This is a genomic window from Pseudorhizobium endolithicum (assembly GCF_902153245.2).
Taxonomy (GTDB): Bacteria; Pseudomonadota; Alphaproteobacteria; order Rhizobiales; family Rhizobiaceae; genus Neorhizobium; species Neorhizobium endolithicum.
The window spans coordinates 203,343-220,253 of the sequence record NZ_CABFWF030000018.1 but is presented as its reverse complement, the minus strand read 5'-3'; the positions used below and the strand labels follow the sequence as shown (position 1 = coordinate 220,253).

General features: G+C 60.2%; 15 protein-coding genes. 1 reads left to right on the top strand and 14 read right to left on the bottom strand.

What is annotated here, in order from left to right:
• Window positions 1-9: 9 nt before the first annotated feature.
• From RTCK_RS19680 to RTCK_RS19665, 4 genes are all read right to left on the bottom strand, one after another.
• Window positions 10-810, bottom strand: a complete 801-nt coding sequence (locus RTCK_RS19680; protein WP_142594102.1) for an inositol monophosphatase family protein — start codon at window positions 808-810, stop codon at window positions 10-12.
• A 34-nt stretch (window positions 811-844) separates the two neighbouring features.
• Window positions 845-1,903: an ABC transporter ATP-binding protein gene (locus tag RTCK_RS19675; RefSeq protein WP_142594100.1), complete on the bottom strand. Its 1,059-nt coding sequence runs from the start codon at window positions 1,901-1,903 to the stop codon at window positions 845-847.
• Window positions 1,900-4,125 (bottom strand): ABC transporter permease, encoded by a 2,226-nt coding sequence (locus tag RTCK_RS19670; protein WP_142594098.1) that lies wholly within the window; start codon window positions 4,123-4,125, stop codon window positions 1,900-1,902. The genes RTCK_RS19675 and RTCK_RS19670 overlap by 4 nt, the downstream gene beginning before the upstream one ends.
• An 82-nt stretch (window positions 4,126-4,207) precedes the next feature.
• Window positions 4,208-5,236, bottom strand: coding sequence for an ABC transporter substrate-binding protein (locus RTCK_RS19665; RefSeq protein WP_142594096.1), 1,029 nt, complete (start codon window positions 5,234-5,236; stop codon window positions 4,208-4,210).
• A gap of 164 nt (window positions 5,237-5,400) precedes the next feature.
• On the opposite strand from RTCK_RS19665, the gene RTCK_RS19660 reads away from it, so the two are divergent.
• Entirely contained in the window at window positions 5,401-6,411 is a 1,011-nt protein-coding gene (locus RTCK_RS19660) for a LacI family DNA-binding transcriptional regulator (protein ID WP_142521690.1), read from the top strand.
• Between the two features lie 156 nt (window positions 6,412-6,567).
• Here the strand turns inward: RTCK_RS19660 and RTCK_RS19655 are convergent, their stop codons facing one another.
• The 10 genes from RTCK_RS19655 to RTCK_RS19610 all read right to left on the bottom strand — a co-directional run.
• Window positions 6,568-6,810: a hypothetical protein gene (locus RTCK_RS19655; protein WP_142521689.1), complete on the bottom strand. Its 243-nt coding sequence runs from the start codon at window positions 6,808-6,810 to the stop codon at window positions 6,568-6,570.
• A 376-nt stretch (window positions 6,811-7,186) separates the two neighbouring features.
• Window positions 7,187-7,399, bottom strand: a complete 213-nt coding sequence (locus RTCK_RS19650) for a hypothetical protein (RefSeq protein WP_185928069.1) — start codon at window positions 7,397-7,399, stop codon at window positions 7,187-7,189.
• Between the two features lie 259 nt (window positions 7,400-7,658).
• Entirely contained in the window at window positions 7,659-9,347 is a 1,689-nt protein-coding gene (locus tag RTCK_RS19645; protein ID WP_142594093.1) for a S8 family serine peptidase, read from the bottom strand.
• A gap of 38 nt (window positions 9,348-9,385) precedes the next feature.
• The gene (locus RTCK_RS19640) at window positions 9,386-10,351 is read right to left on the bottom strand and encodes a phosphatase PAP2 family protein (protein WP_142594091.1); all 966 of its coding nucleotides are present in this window, start codon (window positions 10,349-10,351) and stop codon (window positions 9,386-9,388) included.
• 34 nt (window positions 10,352-10,385) lie between these two features.
• Complete coding sequence (locus tag RTCK_RS19635) at window positions 10,386-12,050, bottom strand: SARP family transcriptional regulator (RefSeq protein ID WP_235988765.1); 1,665 nt, start codon at window positions 12,048-12,050, stop codon at window positions 10,386-10,388.
• Window positions 12,051-13,094: 1,044 nt separating this feature from the next.
• Window positions 13,095-13,661, bottom strand: a complete 567-nt coding sequence (locus RTCK_RS19630; RefSeq protein WP_142594087.1) for a rhodanese-like domain-containing protein — start codon at window positions 13,659-13,661, stop codon at window positions 13,095-13,097.
• A gap of 10 nt (window positions 13,662-13,671) precedes the next feature.
• The gene (locus tag RTCK_RS19625) at window positions 13,672-14,478 is read right to left on the bottom strand and encodes a quinoprotein dehydrogenase-associated SoxYZ-like carrier (protein WP_408004585.1); all 807 of its coding nucleotides are present in this window, start codon (window positions 14,476-14,478) and stop codon (window positions 13,672-13,674) included.
• Between the two features lie 38 nt (window positions 14,479-14,516).
• A complete protein-coding gene (locus tag RTCK_RS19620; RefSeq protein ID WP_142594083.1) occupies window positions 14,517-15,497 on the bottom strand; it encodes a quinoprotein relay system zinc metallohydrolase 2 in 981 nt (326 codons plus the stop codon).
• A 238-nt stretch (window positions 15,498-15,735) separates the two neighbouring features.
• Window positions 15,736-16,311, bottom strand: coding sequence for an S-(hydroxymethyl)glutathione synthase (gene gfa / locus RTCK_RS19615; protein WP_142594081.1), 576 nt, complete (start codon window positions 16,309-16,311; stop codon window positions 15,736-15,738).
• Between the two features lie 87 nt (window positions 16,312-16,398).
• On the bottom strand, window positions 16,399-16,911 hold a 513-nt coding region (locus RTCK_RS19610; protein ID WP_142594079.1), incomplete at its 5' end, for a zinc-binding dehydrogenase.

The window sequence follows — 16,911 nt, the reverse complement described above, 5'->3', positions numbered from 1 at the left end:
CGACCAATCTCATAGTGCCGTGAGCGCCCGCAAATCGTCGATGGCTCCGGGCGCCGCAGCCAGGACAGGCGCTCCCTTGGACAAGGAAGCCCCCTCGGTAGGAAAGGGGAGGTACCAGCCTCCGGCTTCGCGAACAAGGCAATACCCGGCTAGGCAATCCCAGGCATGCATGTAGGGCTCGTAGTAACCGACGAGCCGTCCGGCGGCGACGTAGGCGAGCATCAGCGCGCCTGATCCATTACGGATGAAGGTGCCGCCTTGCGTGAGGAGCGCTTCCACGACATTGGCAACGATATGAGGAGCGACGTGATGGTTGGCACCGATGCCGGTCACTGCGTTGCGTATGCTACGCGAGGCATCGAGCCGGAGAACGGCACCATTGAGCTGGGCACCGAGGTCACGTGCGGCGGAAAAAAGCTCATCCTGGCAAGGCGCGGCGATGATGCCGGCAACCGGCTCGCCCTGGTGCAGAAGCGCAATCGACACGCACCAGGTCGGCATGCCGTTAACAAAGGGGCTGGTGCCGTCGATTGGGTCGATGACCCAGGTGAAGCCGGACACGCCTTCCGCTAGTCCATATTCTTCTCCGAGCATCCCGTCTCCCGGATAAGCCTGTGCAATGCGGTCGCGAATAAGGGTCTCCACTGCCCGGTCGGCTATGGAGACGACATCCTGTGGATCCTTCTTTGTCTCGATTACAAGTGTCTCTCGCCGCCGAAAGAAATCGAGAGCAATGGCACCCGCTTCGCGCGCAACATCCTCTGCGAATTTTTGCCTGGTTTGATAGCCGATCGTTGCGTGAGAGGTCATGAAATCCTCTTGCGTCTAGCCGACGCTCCTGTTGTCAATTGGTGATGATGGCAATGCCGCGTTGCTTGAAGCCAACGGACACGGGCGTGGTAGACGGCAATATCCGGTCTACGGCCTGATCAACGACAAAGATTCTGCCTGCCTCTGTCTCAACTTCGTATTCCACGTGATCGCCAAGATAGGCAGCATGGCTGATGACGCCGCCGAAGGGAGCATCGGCGGCGGGCTCAAGAGTAATTGCATTTGGACGTACCGCCAGCTTTGCCTCGCCTGCCTGCATCACATCGCGCTTCGGTACCTTGTGCGTCAGCGAGCCGAGCCGGATCATGGCCTCTTCCCCCTCTATGGCGATGACCTGGCACGACATGACATTTGCTTCGCCCATGAAGTCGGCGATGAACGACGAGGCGGGCGCTTCGTAAAGCTGGCGCGGTGCGCCCTCTTGCGCTACCCTGCCATCCTTCATGACGATGATGTGGTCCGAAACCGCAAGCGCTTCATCCTGATCATGGGTCACGTAAACCGCGGTGAAACCAAGCCTCTGTTGAAGCTCCCGGATCTCCGTTCGCACCCGCCGGCGCAGACGGGCGTCGAGGTTGGAAAGAGGCTCATCGAGAAGCAGCACCTGGGGCTCCAGCACAAGTGCCCGTGCAACTGCCACCCGCTGCTGCTGTCCACCTGACAGTTCGGCCGGCAGACGGTCCCCCATTCCGGCAAGTCCTACGAGTTGCAGTCCCTCTTCGGCGCGCTCGCGCGCTTCCTTTAGCTTCATCCCTGAAGATTCGAGGCCGTAGGCCACGTTCTGCAGGGCAGACATGTGCGGGAACAGCGCGTAGGACTGGAAAACCATGGAGACATCGCGCTCGTTTGCCGGAAGCATGGTGACGTCCTTGCCGCCGATCAGGATGCGGCCGGCGCTAGGATGCTCTAAGCCGGCCAGCATTCGAAGCGTCGTTGTTTTTCCGCAGCCAGACGGCCCGAGCAGGGTCACGAGCGTCCCTGGCTTAATGGTGATCGAAAGGTCGTGGATCGCGGTGAACGCACCAAATGTCTTTCGGATGTTTTGGAATACCACCGAGCCGGGCGTGTTCATGCGGGTTTCTCCTTGGGAGCCGACGCAGGCATAGAAATGGCAAGGCGGCTGGCGCGACGTAACCGACGCTCGCCGACCAGCAGCTGGAAGATGGCAATAATGGCAATCATCACGATGATGAGGGCGGAGGAATAGGCGATTGCAACACCGTATTCGCCATTCTCCACCAGCCCGACAATATAGGACGTCGCCATATTGTGCTCGGCACTGACCAGGAAAATGACGGCACTTATGGAGGTAATCGCGCGCACAAAGGAATAGACCAGCGCAGCCGTGATGGCTGGACGAAGCAATGGCAGGATCACCTTGCGGATTGTCCGGAAGCTGTTTGCCCTCAAGGTAAGAGAGGCTTCGTCCAAGCTCTGGTCCAGCTGTTTCATGGCAGCGACCCCGCCTCGCACGCCCACAGGCATGTTGCGGAAGACGAAGCAGGCAATGAGGATTGCGGCCGTCCCCGTCATCTCGAGCGGCGGGAGGTTGAAGGCCATGATATAGCTGATGCCGATAACTGTGCCTGGGATAGCAAAGCTCATCATCAGGGCGAATTCGAAGAGATCTCGGCCAGCGAAACGTTGGCGTACGATGAGATAGGCCGTCATCAGTCCGACAGCTGCCGTCAGTGGTGCAGAGATCAAAGCGATCTCCATCGTGGTCCAGAACGAATTCCAAGCCACGCCAGTCCATGCGATGCCGCTGTCAGTGATGCTGATGGAGAACGCGCGATTATAGTGCTGCAGGGTGAAGCTGTTATCCAACCCCCAGGTCTTCACGAAGCCGCCGGCGATGATCATGCCGTAGACGACGAGCGTGAACACCGCCCAAGGGATGACAAGGGCGTGGACGCCGATGGCAACGGAGCGGGGGAGGGCGGCGTGGACGCCATTATCACCCTTGCCGGTCACTGTCGCGAAACTCTTCTTTCCGAGCCACAGCCGCTGGGCGACGAAGGCCGACAGCGTGAAGCAAAGGAGGATCATTGCTAAAACCGCGGCGCGCGAAGGATCATTCTGGGAGCCGACAACGGCAAAAAAGATCTCGGTTGACAGGACGCCGTGGCTGCCACCCAGCACCAGCGGGTTGCCGAAATCCGCCATGCTCTCGATGAACCCGATCAGGAAGGCATTGGCGAGCCCTGGTTTCATCAGCGGCAGGGAGATGTGCCAGAAGGTTCTCCATCGGTCGGCCCGCAGCGTCTGGGACGCTTCCTCCATCGAGGGGGACACGCCTTCCACCACGCCGATCAGGACCAAAAAGGAAATTGGTGTAAACGACAGGACCTGCGCGATCCAGATACCGGTCAACCCGTAAAGCCAGCGCCCAGGCTCGATGCCGAAGAGCTGCGACAGCCCCTCCGTGACGACGCCCGCCCGACCGAACAACAATGTCAGCGCAAGACCGATCACAAAGGGAGGTGTAATGATCGGCAAGATCGTGAGAAGCCGCAGCCCCTTCTTGAACCGGACGCCAGTGCGGGTGGCGACCAGAGCAAAGGCAAGACCGAGAAGCGTTGAGCCGGAAGCGGTCGTGACGGCGAGGAAGAAGGTTCGCCAGGCGACGCCGCAGCGCTCGCTTCCGATCACGCAGCCAAGGCTCCAGATCGACGGGTCGACGATGTTGCGTAGAAACCCATCCGGGTTGAAGGACCCGTCGAAATCCTGGAACGCACCGACGAACATGCTGATGATCGGATAAAATACGAAGACTGCGACCAGAAAAGCCAGGAGCGAAATCGCGCTGACGATAAACGCATCGCCTTTCATCACGCCGCGCTCCGCGCAGCCAAAGGAGAACATCAGTACGAACATGATGGACAAGGTGATCGCACCGGCGCCCATTGCAGGCTGGCCGGCTGAAAGCGGCCCAAAGAGGCCTTCGAAGATCGTCCACGTCCATCCGGCGAAAGTGATCGCCAGGCCTTGGAAGGCGACAAAGAGCACTCCGGCGGCGCCAATCAGCGCAAGTAACGTTCCACGTCTTTCCGACACCGGTTGCAGCACCCGCACCAGCATCGCTGCGGCAAACAATAGGATCGCTCCCCAGAGCCACCAGCGTCCACTTGTGCTTGCCTGAAGAATGGCTGGAGCAAGGTCTTCATCACCCATGAAGCCGGTAAGCCAGGAAAGATTGAAGAAGCCGAGCTCGATCCGATACCAGGGGAGAAGAAGGAGGCTGAGCACGCCTGTGCCGAAGATCCAATCCAGTCGACGATCGCTGTTTGACATGGACTCCCTGCCGCCGGTTCGAGGTAGGTCTGCATGCAGGCGCCGGTTCCCGGCACCTGCGGCTCGATGATAGCGTGCAGGCTTAGTTGGCCTTGGCGCCGATCTCGCGGTCCCAACGTTCCAGAAGCGCCTTGCGCCGCTCCGGCTCACCATAGGTCTTGAAGTCGTAGTCGATCAGCTTGATGTCCTCGAAGCGAGGCGCCTCTTTCGGGATTTCGGCACTCTTGTTGGACGGTAGCTGGAAGGACTTTGCGTCCTTCATGCGCGACTGGACGGGTGCAGACAGTGCCCAGTCGTACCATTTCTTCGCGTTATCGAGGTTCTTGGCTCCCTTGACGATCGACATGGAGCCGATTTCGTAGCCTGTCCCCTCACAGGGCGCGACAGACTTGACGGGGAAGCCCTCGGCGGTCTGGGATACGGCATCATGCATGAAGACGATGCCAAGCCCGGTTTCGCCGCGTGCCGCAGCCTTTACCGGAGCAGAACCGGATTTCGTGTACTGCGAAATGTTGGCGTTCAACTTCTCCATGTAGTCAAAAGCCTCATCCTCGCCCATGATTTGCACGAGCGATGCCAACGCCGTATAAGCGGTGCCGGATGAGTTCGGATTTGCCATCTGGATCTCGCCCTTCAAGGAAGGATCCAGCAGGTCGGCCCAGCACTTTGGCTCCGTGAACCCTTTCGACGCGAAGATGTCGGTGTTGTAACCCCACCCCAAGGCGCCGGCGTAGATGCCGACCGTCTTGTAGTCAGCACTCTCCGCCTGCTTGACCGCCCAATCTTGCAACTCGGAAAGCAATGGTGACTTGTATTCTTCCGTCAGGTTCTCAGCAGCAGCCTGAAGATGCGGGTCTCCCGTTCCGCCCCACCAGACGTCGGTCTTCGGATTGCGCGCCTCCGCGCGGATCTTAGCGTAAGTCTCGCCGGATGAAAGGCGTACCATGTTGACCGACGTTCCTGTTTCTTTCTGGAAGTCGGCTTGCATCTGCTCGCATATGACAACGTCCGCCGAGCAGATGAGATTGAGGCTGCCTTCGGCCTTGGCGCTGAAGGCAATAAGGGACGCGCTCGCGGCAAGGCCTGCCGCGATCAACTTGATCGAGTTCATGTGGTCTCCTCCGGTCTAACGAACGCCTCCACGTCCGCCGCTTTGCAAGCGTGTGCAAATGCTGCATGATAATGTCATCTCTGTCAAATCCGGAGGCGGCGAGGAAGCCCCTGAAATCCTCGACCGTCATGTGCAAGGCTGTGCAGGTGTAGGGTCCGAGCAAGGTGAGCCGAAAGATTTTCGTCAGTGCACAGGACGTAGCGGTGAAAGCCGGCGTATCACGTTCGGCCGTTTCCCGTACCTTTACGCCCGGCGCGAGCGTATCGGACGAAACGCGTCTTCGCGTGCTTCGCGCTGCCGAGGATCTTGGCTATCACGTCAATCATCTTGCGCGGGGCCTCACGCGCCGCGAAAGCGGCATCGTATGCATGATCGTGTCTGACCTTGCTACGCCTTATCGATCCAACCTCCTGCGAGCCCTCACAGACCAGTTGCAGAATGCCGGACGCGTGGCCATGCTGATCAATACCGATCGATCCGACGGAAGCGTGAACCGCGCCTTGCAGCAAGCCGTTCGGTATCGCGCTGATGCATCGGTCATACTGTCTGGCATGCCGGACAAATCGATCATCGACCTTTGCCTGCGAAGCGGCCAGCGTCTCGTTCTCATCAATAGAGACGAGCAGCAAGAAGGCTTGCTTCGGATTAATCTGGACGATGCTGCGGCCGCGGACACTGCCGCTCGTGCGTTCCTTCGGGCGGGATGCCACCTTGTCGCCTTTGCCACGTCAGGGGCCGGAACCCCAAGCCTGGTGGCACGGGAACAGGGTTTCCTAGAGGCGGCTAAGGAACTCGGGTTGCAGGTCATTGTCGAGCGGCAGGGAGTGACGGGATACCAATGCGGTCGTACGATTGCTCAAAGCCTGATGACGCGCCGCCAGCGTCCGCAGGCAGTCTTTTGCGCCACGGATCTCATTGCCTGCGGATTAATGGATGCGGTTCGCCAGGAGTTCGGCCTCTCGATCCCCAAGGATCTCTGCGTCATCGGCTTCGATGATATCGAGCAGGCATCATGGAGTGCCTACAGCCTGACCACCTTTGCCCAGCCTGTTGATGAAATCGCCCTTCAGGCTGTCGAGTGGCTAAGCTTGCCCGAGGGGTCAGCCTTTGCGCGAGAGCCCTTGGTGAAACTACACGCCAACATCGTCTGGCGGCAAACCGTTCGAGGCGGTTAGGCTTCGCTGAGGCCCTATCCGGAACGCGCCGTGAGGTGAGCGCAGCATGGGTTGCGCGTGGAGGTGAATGCCTTGTCGACGCATAATCCACTCGGAAGGCACGCAGTATTTCCGTTGAACACCAACCTACTACGTGCCTTCTGAGAAGGCTGCCGCTTAACGATTGCGATCGACACCCTGGTAGTAATCGCCGCTGTCGATCGTGTGGTTGTCCCTCATCGGGCGCGGCGAGACGGGGTTGATCCCCTGGGTCGTGAAGCGGTCGATGCCCGGCCCATGTATTGCGCCAGTCGAACCCCCTGCACCAGGATAGTAGTTCCCTTCGGCTGCAGATGCTACGGTCCCAAGGGCTGCGGCTGCGATGAATGCGGCCGCAATAATTGCGTTCGTGGTTTTCATTGTCCTGTCCTTTCACTTTGGATGCAGGGGCTGTCCTCCCTGCGGTTGGTTTGTCGATTGAGTATTCCGGGAATGATGTTGGCTACCGGATGCCCCTCAGGTCATCGTTCGGTAGACGATTGTCTCTCGACGTCGGCATGCGGGGTATCCCCGGGTGCCTCCATCGCGGGCCGCCAGTGACCACCTGGTCAACAGGCATGAACCCGAGTGCGAGCTGTGTACCCCGGTAGTATTCGCCCTCGCCAGCGAATGCGATCGGCATGCCTGCAACAGTGAGCAAGGCTGCCATCAACAGTGTCTTCCTCATGGTTTCATCCTCCGGTTTCCTTTCCACGCCCTCATGGGCGGCTTGTTCATGCTTCCAAGGCGTTGGGCGCTAAGGGGGAAGCGCGCCCTCGTAATAGTCGCCGGCCTTGTTGGATCCGAAGACCAGCCGTTCTCGCTTGGTCGCCGCTTCCCAGCCCTGCTGATCGCGCTGAAGGCCGATCACGGACTGGCTGGCCCGGAAGATCGCATCGCTCTCATGGCTGCCGCCACTCAATGCGATCCACGCCATGAAGGCCGGAGCGACCTGGTGAATCTGGTTCATCATCACTTCTTCTCCCTTCTTCCGTCTCGGGACCCGGTCCGTATCGCCGTGGCCGCCTTTTTTGTTGGTGGGAGCATCGCGCGCAGGCGTCAGCCCGGCGTGAGGCCAGCGTCAACGCCGCGTCAAAAAAGCGCAAACTAGGAAGAAAAGACGAAGATACGGCCGAACCTCGGCTGCATCAGCGGCACGAGCCGGGGTGCAGGCGCGACCTGTGATGCGGGCGGCTAAGATGGAGACGGGGCCTGTTGCCGGGCTTCGATTAGGATGCGAGAGCTGCCTGAACGGCTGCAGCTGCGTCTGGCAGTCCTGCTCCAAAGAAGTAGGCGGAGCCTTTGCCGTCTTCCTCGTCTGAATTCATACAGTCAGGCGTGAGCGGTCGAAACCCTGGCACCACGACCCGTTGCTGGTCGCAAGCTGCCACGAGCAGTGCCTTTACCGCCACTCCGCCAAGCCTGGCACTTTGCCCGTGCCTGGTCTTGTGAGCTCTCTGGATCAGGGAACAGATGCCCCCAATCAACGCAGAGGCCCCGGATGTTCCTCCAAAGTTGGTATAGTAGCCGCCTCCGATTCCCGGGTTATCTTCGAGGGGAAGCGACGACCATGGATCGTCTCCGCGCTCATAGCCCCAGCAGCCGGGAAGGTCGGTCGTCAGCAATCCGAGGCCAGAATAGCGGTACTCCTTGGCGGGGCCTGCAACGTGAGCGTGGCGGGCGTGAAACGGGGACTGCTGGTCGACGCGCAACTGGTGGCGGTTGATGACCTCCTGGTCATCGGAGGGAGCCACCAGGGTAAGTCCGTGGCCGTAATTGCTGTATCCGGAGCGGAAACCCTCGACTGTGACTGCTCCAACGGCGATAATTCCGTTGTCGTCTTCAGCAAGATTCGCCGGATAGATGAGCTGACTCTCACCGCTATTTCCGGCCGCGCAAACAATCGGGATCTTGCGGCTGACCCCAAGGATAACGTGCCGGAGAATCCTCCAGAGCCTGCGGCCGCTCTCGGTAGGCTGCGGCGACTTCGGATCTAGTTCTTCTGCTTCACCAGCGAGTGAGAGACGTTTCACAAGGTCCTCCATCAGGCGGTTCTGGTAGAGCCCGGCATCGGTGGTCAGCTCTGCCTTCGGTTCGAGACGGGAGTTTTCAGGGTCTGGAAGCCCGCGAGGGAGCACGATGACGTCGGCCTGCTGCTGATAGGCATACAAGAACGCGCAAATAAACTGCGCGGGATCCGCGTCGAAGGAGGTGCGGATCGAGATCAAGCGGGAAAAGGGGTCGACGCCGAAATACGGAAGTACATTTCGGTTTCTGTTCGGCTCGGCCTCAGGTCCGGGTTCTGCAAAGAGCGTCTCCGGGATAGTCACTTCGCCAGTGCCACTTGCAATGGCCGCTGGTTCGCCCGCAATCAGGCCAGCACAGGCTGTCCCGTGGGCACCGAAGAGGGCTTCCGGATTTATCAGCCGCCGGACGCATCCCCTGGACGCAGCGAGTTCTGCAGTGAGGCTGTCGAAATACGCCTTGTCATCGTTGGAGAGGCCGAGGTCACCAAGTCCCGTCACGTCCAGGTCAGAAAAGAAGGTTTCCTGTTGTTCCGGGCCATAAGGATCTAGTTCGTCGTATTTGGCGATGGTCCGGGCCCCGAAGGGATGCGAAGCCAGGTCAATCGAGCGGTCCCGATCGAGACGCGTCTTCAGGTTCGGGTGATCTGGACAGATGCCGACGTCGATGAGAGCCACACTGGCGGGCACCACGGTTCCGGCCGCAGCGATCTGATCCCATACGGTGGACCTGACCGTGGGTCTGCACGCCTCTCGTACTGCCGGAATGTCTGGATTGGACGGAGTGGCGGGTGCCGCCCCGAAGTCTGCGTCGATAACTTTCAACGCGGCAAGGTGCCATAGATAATAGTAGGGTTCAGGAACTTCGCTGGGGTGCTCAGAAGTGACTGCCATGCTGACATCCTCCTAAATTCACCGCGGATGGCGGCGCTCTACATCCACTCTGCTCGTACCGCCTGGAAGCTTGGGCCGAAGGCATCGTGAAGATAGGGGGCGAAGCGACGGGCGAGTTCACGGCCGCCGGCTGTATCGCTTGGGTAATGCAGGCCCGCCCACTCCCGGTTCTCCGCGACGTTCTGGGCGATCCTCGCAAGCTCGTCCGTGGCCGGATGCTCCGGCAGGATTGTTGCGAAGGCGAAGGCCACCGAATAGCACTGGAAAGCGTGATTACTTGGGAAGGCCGCATGCGGCGGGACAGCAAGAAGGGGTCTCAGCAGCGGCTCGAAGTGGCTAGGCCTTAGCCTGTCGAATTTGTCCTTGTAGATAAGCCCGACATATTCACACGCTGTCAGGATCGACTGAAACAAGCCCTCGGTGGCCGAATAGCCGCTGATGTCCTCCACGTGAAGCGGACGGGTGAACTCGGACAGCGAGATCGTCGCCTCGCTTTCGATGTCCGGCAGTCGCCTTGCCCGCTCTCGATCCCGTCTCTGCATGGATAGAAGGACTGCGGTTTCCAGCCGTGTATAGTCGGGCCCCGGAGGCGGCAGGATATCCAGCGTCTCCCAGCAGAACCGCTTTGCGGCATTAAAGGCGTTACGGGATGGTTGTTGATGGAGCCGCCGTATCTCGAAGGCTGGAACAAGCTGCGCGGCAGCCTGGGCCGTGATGCCGCCCGCGGCCTTGTTCTTATTCTTGTTTTTATTCTTGTTCTTGTTCTTGTTGAGCACCGCTTTATTGGCGACGTGCATGACAGACATCGCCATCATGACCCTACTGGGCGGCAAGATCAGGCCCGCTTCACCTGCTTCATCCCGAGCAGCCGAATGTGTCGACGGAACACGATCCGGCGGCGTCGATGCGGCATGATCGGCGCCGCAGGAGAGGACAGTGTCAGGCTCAACCTTAAACGGGAACGCGTTGAGAAATGCTACCGCTGGCGACTGAGCTTCCGGCATCTTGTCCCTCCTCACTTCGTCGGCGCTTCATGGTCTATTGTGAACGGATACCTGCCTTGACCAGACCTTCGATCAACAACTGTCCCCCTTCGGTCCCCAACAGTGGGTAGCGGCTTTCCCGCAGGGCGCTGATGGAAACATCCGGTTCGATCGCCTGCAGGCGCATGAGGTAATTTTGTGCCTCATGGGTATGGTTGGCATGGGCGTGGCTCGCTGCAAGGTAACGTAGAACCGAGTTGAACTGGGGCCGCTCCATCAGAGCTTCCTCTCCAGCCGCGATCGCGGCCGCGTAGTCGCCCGCAAGAGCCGCGCTGACGCACCGCGTCGTATCGAAATAATACTTGTACCGGCTATGGGTGACCAACTGGCGGACCCAGTTGGAGATCGCCACCGCCTTGGTGGGCTGGCCCGTGAAGCAATGCAGCATGGCGTAGAGGTCCCAGCCCAGGGGCTGGGCAGGGTTGAGATGGATTGCTTTCTCGAAGAGGTGGCTAGCGCGCTCGTACTCGGCGAAAAGAAAGGAGTGCACATGCCCGACGAGAGCCAGGGACACAGGATTTGCGGGGTCAAGTTCGAGCGCCCTGCGCGAAAGATCGCGCGCCTCCTCCGTAATGCCGGCATCGGCCATGCTGAATCTCTGCCCGACCTGAAACGTTCGGATGAAGGCCTGCCAGGCAAAGGCTGCGCCGTCTGGTGATTGTCTGATGCAGCGATCCAGCAGCCGCTCTGCGCGCGCGAGATCATCGCGGGAGAGCCTGAAGATGGAATCGATCGCGTGAATGAGGTCAGCGCCCGCACAAGAGCTGTCCTCCACCCAGGGAGAGAGTAGATACTGCCCCACCTGATCCACTATCTGGGTGATGATTGGATGCAGCTCCGACATGCTGCCGCACCGGACCGCGAAGCGGCTGGCCAGTTGCTCGCCCGACCAGATATGCACTCCATCGGATCTCCGTCGGATGACAGCCTGCGCAAGGACTGCATCACCTTCGAACGTGAGACGCATCTTTACGGTGATCGGGAGAAGATTGGCAGGGGACGGATCTGCCTCTATACCCGGCGCAGAATGGGTATCGAACGAAAGATCGGCGACACCGATCCCAAGTGTTTCGCTGAGCGACCGCGTCAGAAGAGTCTGCAGTCGCAGCGCGACGATCCGGCCTTTGTCACCGAGCCCGATCACCTGCGGGGGCTGCAAGCGCATCAAAACCGGTCTCAGAGGTGTCGCATCGAACGACGTCGTCTCCTCCCGGGCCCCCCGGACAAGGACATCTGTCCCTGCACGCTGATACTGCCCGAAGGGGGACAGATCACCGGACAGGGCAAGATCGGAAGGTCTTTCCAGGTATCGGGCGTCACCGCCCTCGCGGTCGCGTTGGACCCTTGTCTGCCAGTTTTGCCGTTCGAGCGTGAGCCACTCCTCGAATTCCGGGTCACGGACGTCCATTCCCTCCAGGAGTTGATCACAGGCACTCTCGGAAGCCGTTGCCTGGTTGATGTCCAGTTCCACCCGGTCCAGATCCAGCCACACCGTGAGCTTGTCTGCCCGCACGAGATCGCGTGCTGGCCCCAGCGATTTCCGGATCTCCAGTAGTGCCTGGCGCAGGCTTGCGGAAGCCTGCTCCTCGGGCCGGTCGCTCCAGAGCTTGTCCCGCAACCAGACCCGGGACCGTGAACCCCGCCGAGACAGAGCGAGCATCGCCAATAGCGCCTGCGTCTTCTGAGATTTGGGGGCCAGGGACGTACCATCGCGATCCGTCAGGGCAAATGAGCCCAGAAGGTACAGCCTGTATTCCGCACGTATGCCCTCAGCTCGGTGCATCGGAGTGCGCCTTGCGGTTCCACCGCGTCTATCAACCCAGCATAGCGCCCCCAAGAATAGATTTACCACGGCACGAGGTGGCTGGGTAGCAGACATTTTGCAACTATAATCTCCGCTTTCTCGGGGATAGACCCGGAAGCGGATAGTCCGGTCGTGCCTCCGTTTCGGCCTTTGAGGCTTGCTGTCGCGCCCGCCGAGAAGCGGTCATTGCCCAGCCGTGAGGTTCGCGAGCTCGCCTGCCATCATTTCTCTCTACATGACATGGAGAAGCTGAAATGCATCTCCTCCGGATAGCCCTTCCGGCGCATGATGAGCTTGATATCATCCATGTGGGTGGGTTCGCCCGCGCAGGCCTGTTCAACGATTGGAATGAGATCGCCGCGGATCTCCTCCCAGACGTCAAGAAAGTCTCGGCCCAGGGCCTGCGGATGCTTGGACGCGAGGATCTGAGTAGGCATCGTTGTAAAGAAGGAGTTGCTCCCGTCCCCACGCGATGAGCATAGCCTGGTTCGAGGCCAGCATGACAGTAACCAGTGTCGAAAGCGATGTCGGCCATGTGCCGGTTGATTCTAGGCTAGTGTCAGTCCAGGGATAGGATCTGATGCGCCTGTCCATCTCTCCGCCGCCAGCAAGAAATGGGGCAGAAGCATAGTTATTTGGCTCAAGCGGCCTGCGCTCCTCTTGAGGTTGATTGCAACGATGTTTAGGAGGGCGCGGCGGGTTTCAAGGTGTATCAGCGAATTCTGGCTTGCCTTGTGATCACCATTCCACGTGAGCAAAATATTTCACGCTCCACCTTCCACACCTGATATTGCCCTTCCGGTTCCGAGACCGGAATCGTCCGTTCCGGAAGTCCTCCGAATTCCGTCGCTAAACAGCCCGCCCTCAAGGTCAATGGTGCGTCATTCGATAAAAGCCTGCTTATTTCGCCGGCGGTACGGGCCAATCCTCATCGACGTCAACCGCGACAGTGTCGTGCGTCTCCTGCCAGCTATCCACCCCGCCGGGGAACCAGTGGACCCGGGTAAAGCCGTGCGTCACCAGACGCTTGCCAGCGTTCCAGCTTCCCCAGCATTGGGGCTGGCAGAAGACCACGATCGGCTTGGCGTCGTCGCCTTGCGTCAGTTCCTCTACACGGCGGAGAAAAGCCTCCTCCTGTGCCGCTTCCAGGGTTGCGGCTCCTGCGCCTGGAAGCCAGACGGCCTTCGGAATCGAACGATGAGTTGGCAGCCATAGCCGATCCTTCGGGAATCCCTCAGGCTTCTTGTCGGCGGGACCAACATCCAGCAGGATGGGATCCTTGGGCAGTAGCGCCTCAAGACCCGCCACATCGACCACCACGGCGCCCTGGAGCGTGTTCGGGGTCTCGCCCCGCATCGGGCCGGTCCACAACCCCTCCGGCTCCCTCACTTCCGCTGACGTCCCGTTTGCGCCGCAGGCAGCCAGCGCGACCATGAGGAAGAGAACAAAACGTGAGCCTGGCCACATGTCCCGGCTCCTAATTGGTTGCCAGCGGCACGTCGAAACTCTGCTCCCATTTTCCACCTTTGTTGTCGGACGCGACCACCCGGATCGGCGCCTGGCCCGCCGGCACGAAGCTGAAGCCTAGGGCTGGATTGGTAGAGAGTGAAATGTCGCCGGTAACTTCCAGTATAGTCTGGTCGCCTTGAGACACGATCACCTTTTCCACGTACCGTGGCGGCGTGTAGAGCCGGGTAAGCTGGTTCATCTGCATGCCGCTGAAGTTCGGGTGGCGGATCATCAAGGTCGCTTCCGAGGGAGTCCCCTGTCGGACGTTCTCCGCAAACTTCATCCGCATGTCACCCATGCCCTTCATCGCTTCGGCGTCACTCGGTCCGGAAGGAGCCGAGCACCCACCAGATGCTTTCACGAAGGCGGCGTTGGAAAACAGCTTTCCATCCTTCGTTTCGGCAACAGCGTGAATGTTGGTGTAGGTATCGACGCGCACGCGCAAGTGCAGGGCGCCCGCATCGGCGGCTGGACCGAAGGTGACATGGGCGGCGAGGGGAACCGGGTTCTCGTCAATCACGAGATAGACGGATTTGATCTTGTCCTTCTCCGGCATCCTGAGTGTGATCGGCACGAGTGCTGCATCCTGCGCGCGCTTTGGGGCATCGATGCTGATCAGTGCCTCTGTCGGGATCACCTTGCGGTCATCGAAAATGTAGTCGGCGATCTGCTGCCAGCGCTCCTCCCGCTCGGCGTCCGCTTCTGAGGCATTCACGCCGGGCGCCGAACTGACGCAGAACATGGTCAGCAGAGCAGTCGAAAAAGTCCGTCGCATCATCGGCATCATCTTCTCCTCCATGCGTTACGTGAGAGCTACTCCCATTCAAGTTCCTTGTAGGCCTGGATGACGTTGCGTCCATGATAGTCGCTGAACAGCGCCCAGCCTTCTGCTTCCCCAACTGCCGCCTTCCGGCTGGCCTCGTCTATCGAAAGACCCTCTTCGATCGCCCGTCGCGTTTCATCGTGAAGCGCGGTCAGGTAGCCTATCTGCCTGTCCACGGCCGCACCGAAATCCACCAGTGCGGGACCATGCCCCGGCACGGCCCGGACGGGGCCAAGCTCCTTCAACCGCGCGGCTTCCGCCAACCATCCCGTGAGGCTGCCATCCAGCGAAGGAACGCGATCCACGAAAAGCAGGTCGGCAGGAAAGAGCGTGCCTGACGACAGGTCGAGCATCGATAGGTCGCAATCGGTATGGGCCGTTCGGTGGGCAGTGATCCGAAAGCGTCGGTCACCGAGATCGATCTCTGCGACGTCGTCGACCTCCTGCGTAGGATAGACGACGTCACCGACATCTTCCGCTCCCAGGACTTCCGCGAGACGCTCCCGGTAGTAACCACCGCGTGTATCCAGCGCGGCCCTCAGACCACGATGACCAATAAATTCAGGCCGCTCCTCGACGAAGGCAGCAGCCCCGAAACAATGGTCAGGATGGACATGCGTCAGCACCACATGCCGGATCGGCTTTCGGGTTCGCTCCCTGATCCGGGCCTTGAGCCAGTTTCCGTCTGCGAGGCTGCCGCCAGGATCGGTGACGAGCACGCCATCGCGCCCGATGATGAACCCGATATTGGCGATGCCCCCCTTGTTGGCCGGCGACGCCTCCTCATGCGGCGCCTCACGGATGAATAGGCCGTTGCCCAATTCCTTCAGTCTCGCAAATTCGCTGGCGATGCCAAGGCGGGGAAAACAGCACAGGCAGAAACCCAGGGCCAAGGCTTCACGGCGTGTGAAGCGCCCGCCGGTGGCCGACTGTCCGACACAGTCGACGGATTCATACCTTTCGATCGACATGTTCTAAAATATCACATTCAACGACGTTCCCGTAGCGCTCTTTCCCACGATTGCGCATAGTTGATCTCGAATATCGCGGAACATTCATTCTGGCTCCGAACTCAGCTCGAAACCGCAAAACCCGGTGGGTGCTTGCAAAGCGCACGCCACGACCGAACTGTCTGGACTCGATGATGAGAAACAGCGGAAGTCCTGGCTGTCGGGACGACGCTCTTCCGACAGCCAGGGACCCGGTGTATCAGGCCGCGAGCGCTCCTGATTTCTTCGCCACCCAGCCGGCAACATAGTCCATCAGCGCAGGTGAGAGGCAGTCATAGGGCTCCAGCCCAAGCTCCCGCAGGCGTGCCCGAATCGCATCCATTTGACCGGGATCGACGCCGGCCTCGATGATCGACGAGACGAAGGCCGCGAACTCCGGAGGCGCCCAGCCCGACTCCTGGAAGCGCTCCGGATGCACGAAGTCCAGTCCCTGGAAGGCGTGCTCCCTCTCGACCGGCCCGTACATATGGACGCCGCATTCCCGGCAGGCGTGACGCTGGATCAGCGCAGATGTGTCGACCACCTGCAGCTTGTCACCATTTTCGAGCACCGTCACCTTGTCGTGCGGCACGACGGCGACGACCGAGAAGGCGGTTCCCTTCGGCTTCCAGCATTTCGTGCAGCCACACACGTGATTGTGTGCAACCTGCCCCTCGATCTTCACCTTGACCGGCCGATCAGTGCAGGCACAGACGAGTGTCCCTCCTGAGAAACCGGGATCGGCCGCCTTGATACCATTGTCCACGGCCGGATGTATGCGAACTGCATTTTCCATGGCATGCTACCTCCCCTGTTAGGCCGAAGCCAGGTCCGCCTCGCGGGCCAGCCTTTCGACATTGAAGCTGCGCGCCGGCCGCCTTCCTCAGTAGACGACGACGCTCCTGATGCTCTCGCCGCCATGCATCAGGTCAAAGCCCTTGTTGATGTCCTGAAGCGGCATGGTGTGGGTGATCATCGGGTCGATCTCGATCTTGCCCTCCATGTACCAGTCAACGATCTTCGGTACGTCGGTTCGCCCGCGCGCGCCACCGAAAGCCGTTCCCATCCAGGTGCGGCCGGTGACGAGCTGGAAGGGGCGGGTGGAAATCTCCTGGCCGGCGCCGGCGACGCCGATGATGACCGACTTTCCCCAGCCGCGGTGCGAACTCTCCAGTGCCTGGCGCATGACCTTGGTGTTGCCGGTGCAGTCGAACGTATAGTCGGCCCCGCCGATCTGGTCGGCGCCGCGCTTGGTCATGTTGACGAGATAGGGGACGATCTCTTCGCCGACCTCCTTCGGGTTGACGAAGTGCGTCATGCCGAAGCGCTCACCCCATTCCTTCTTGTCGTTGTTGAGGTCCACGCCGATGATCATGTCGGCGCCGGCAAGGCGCAA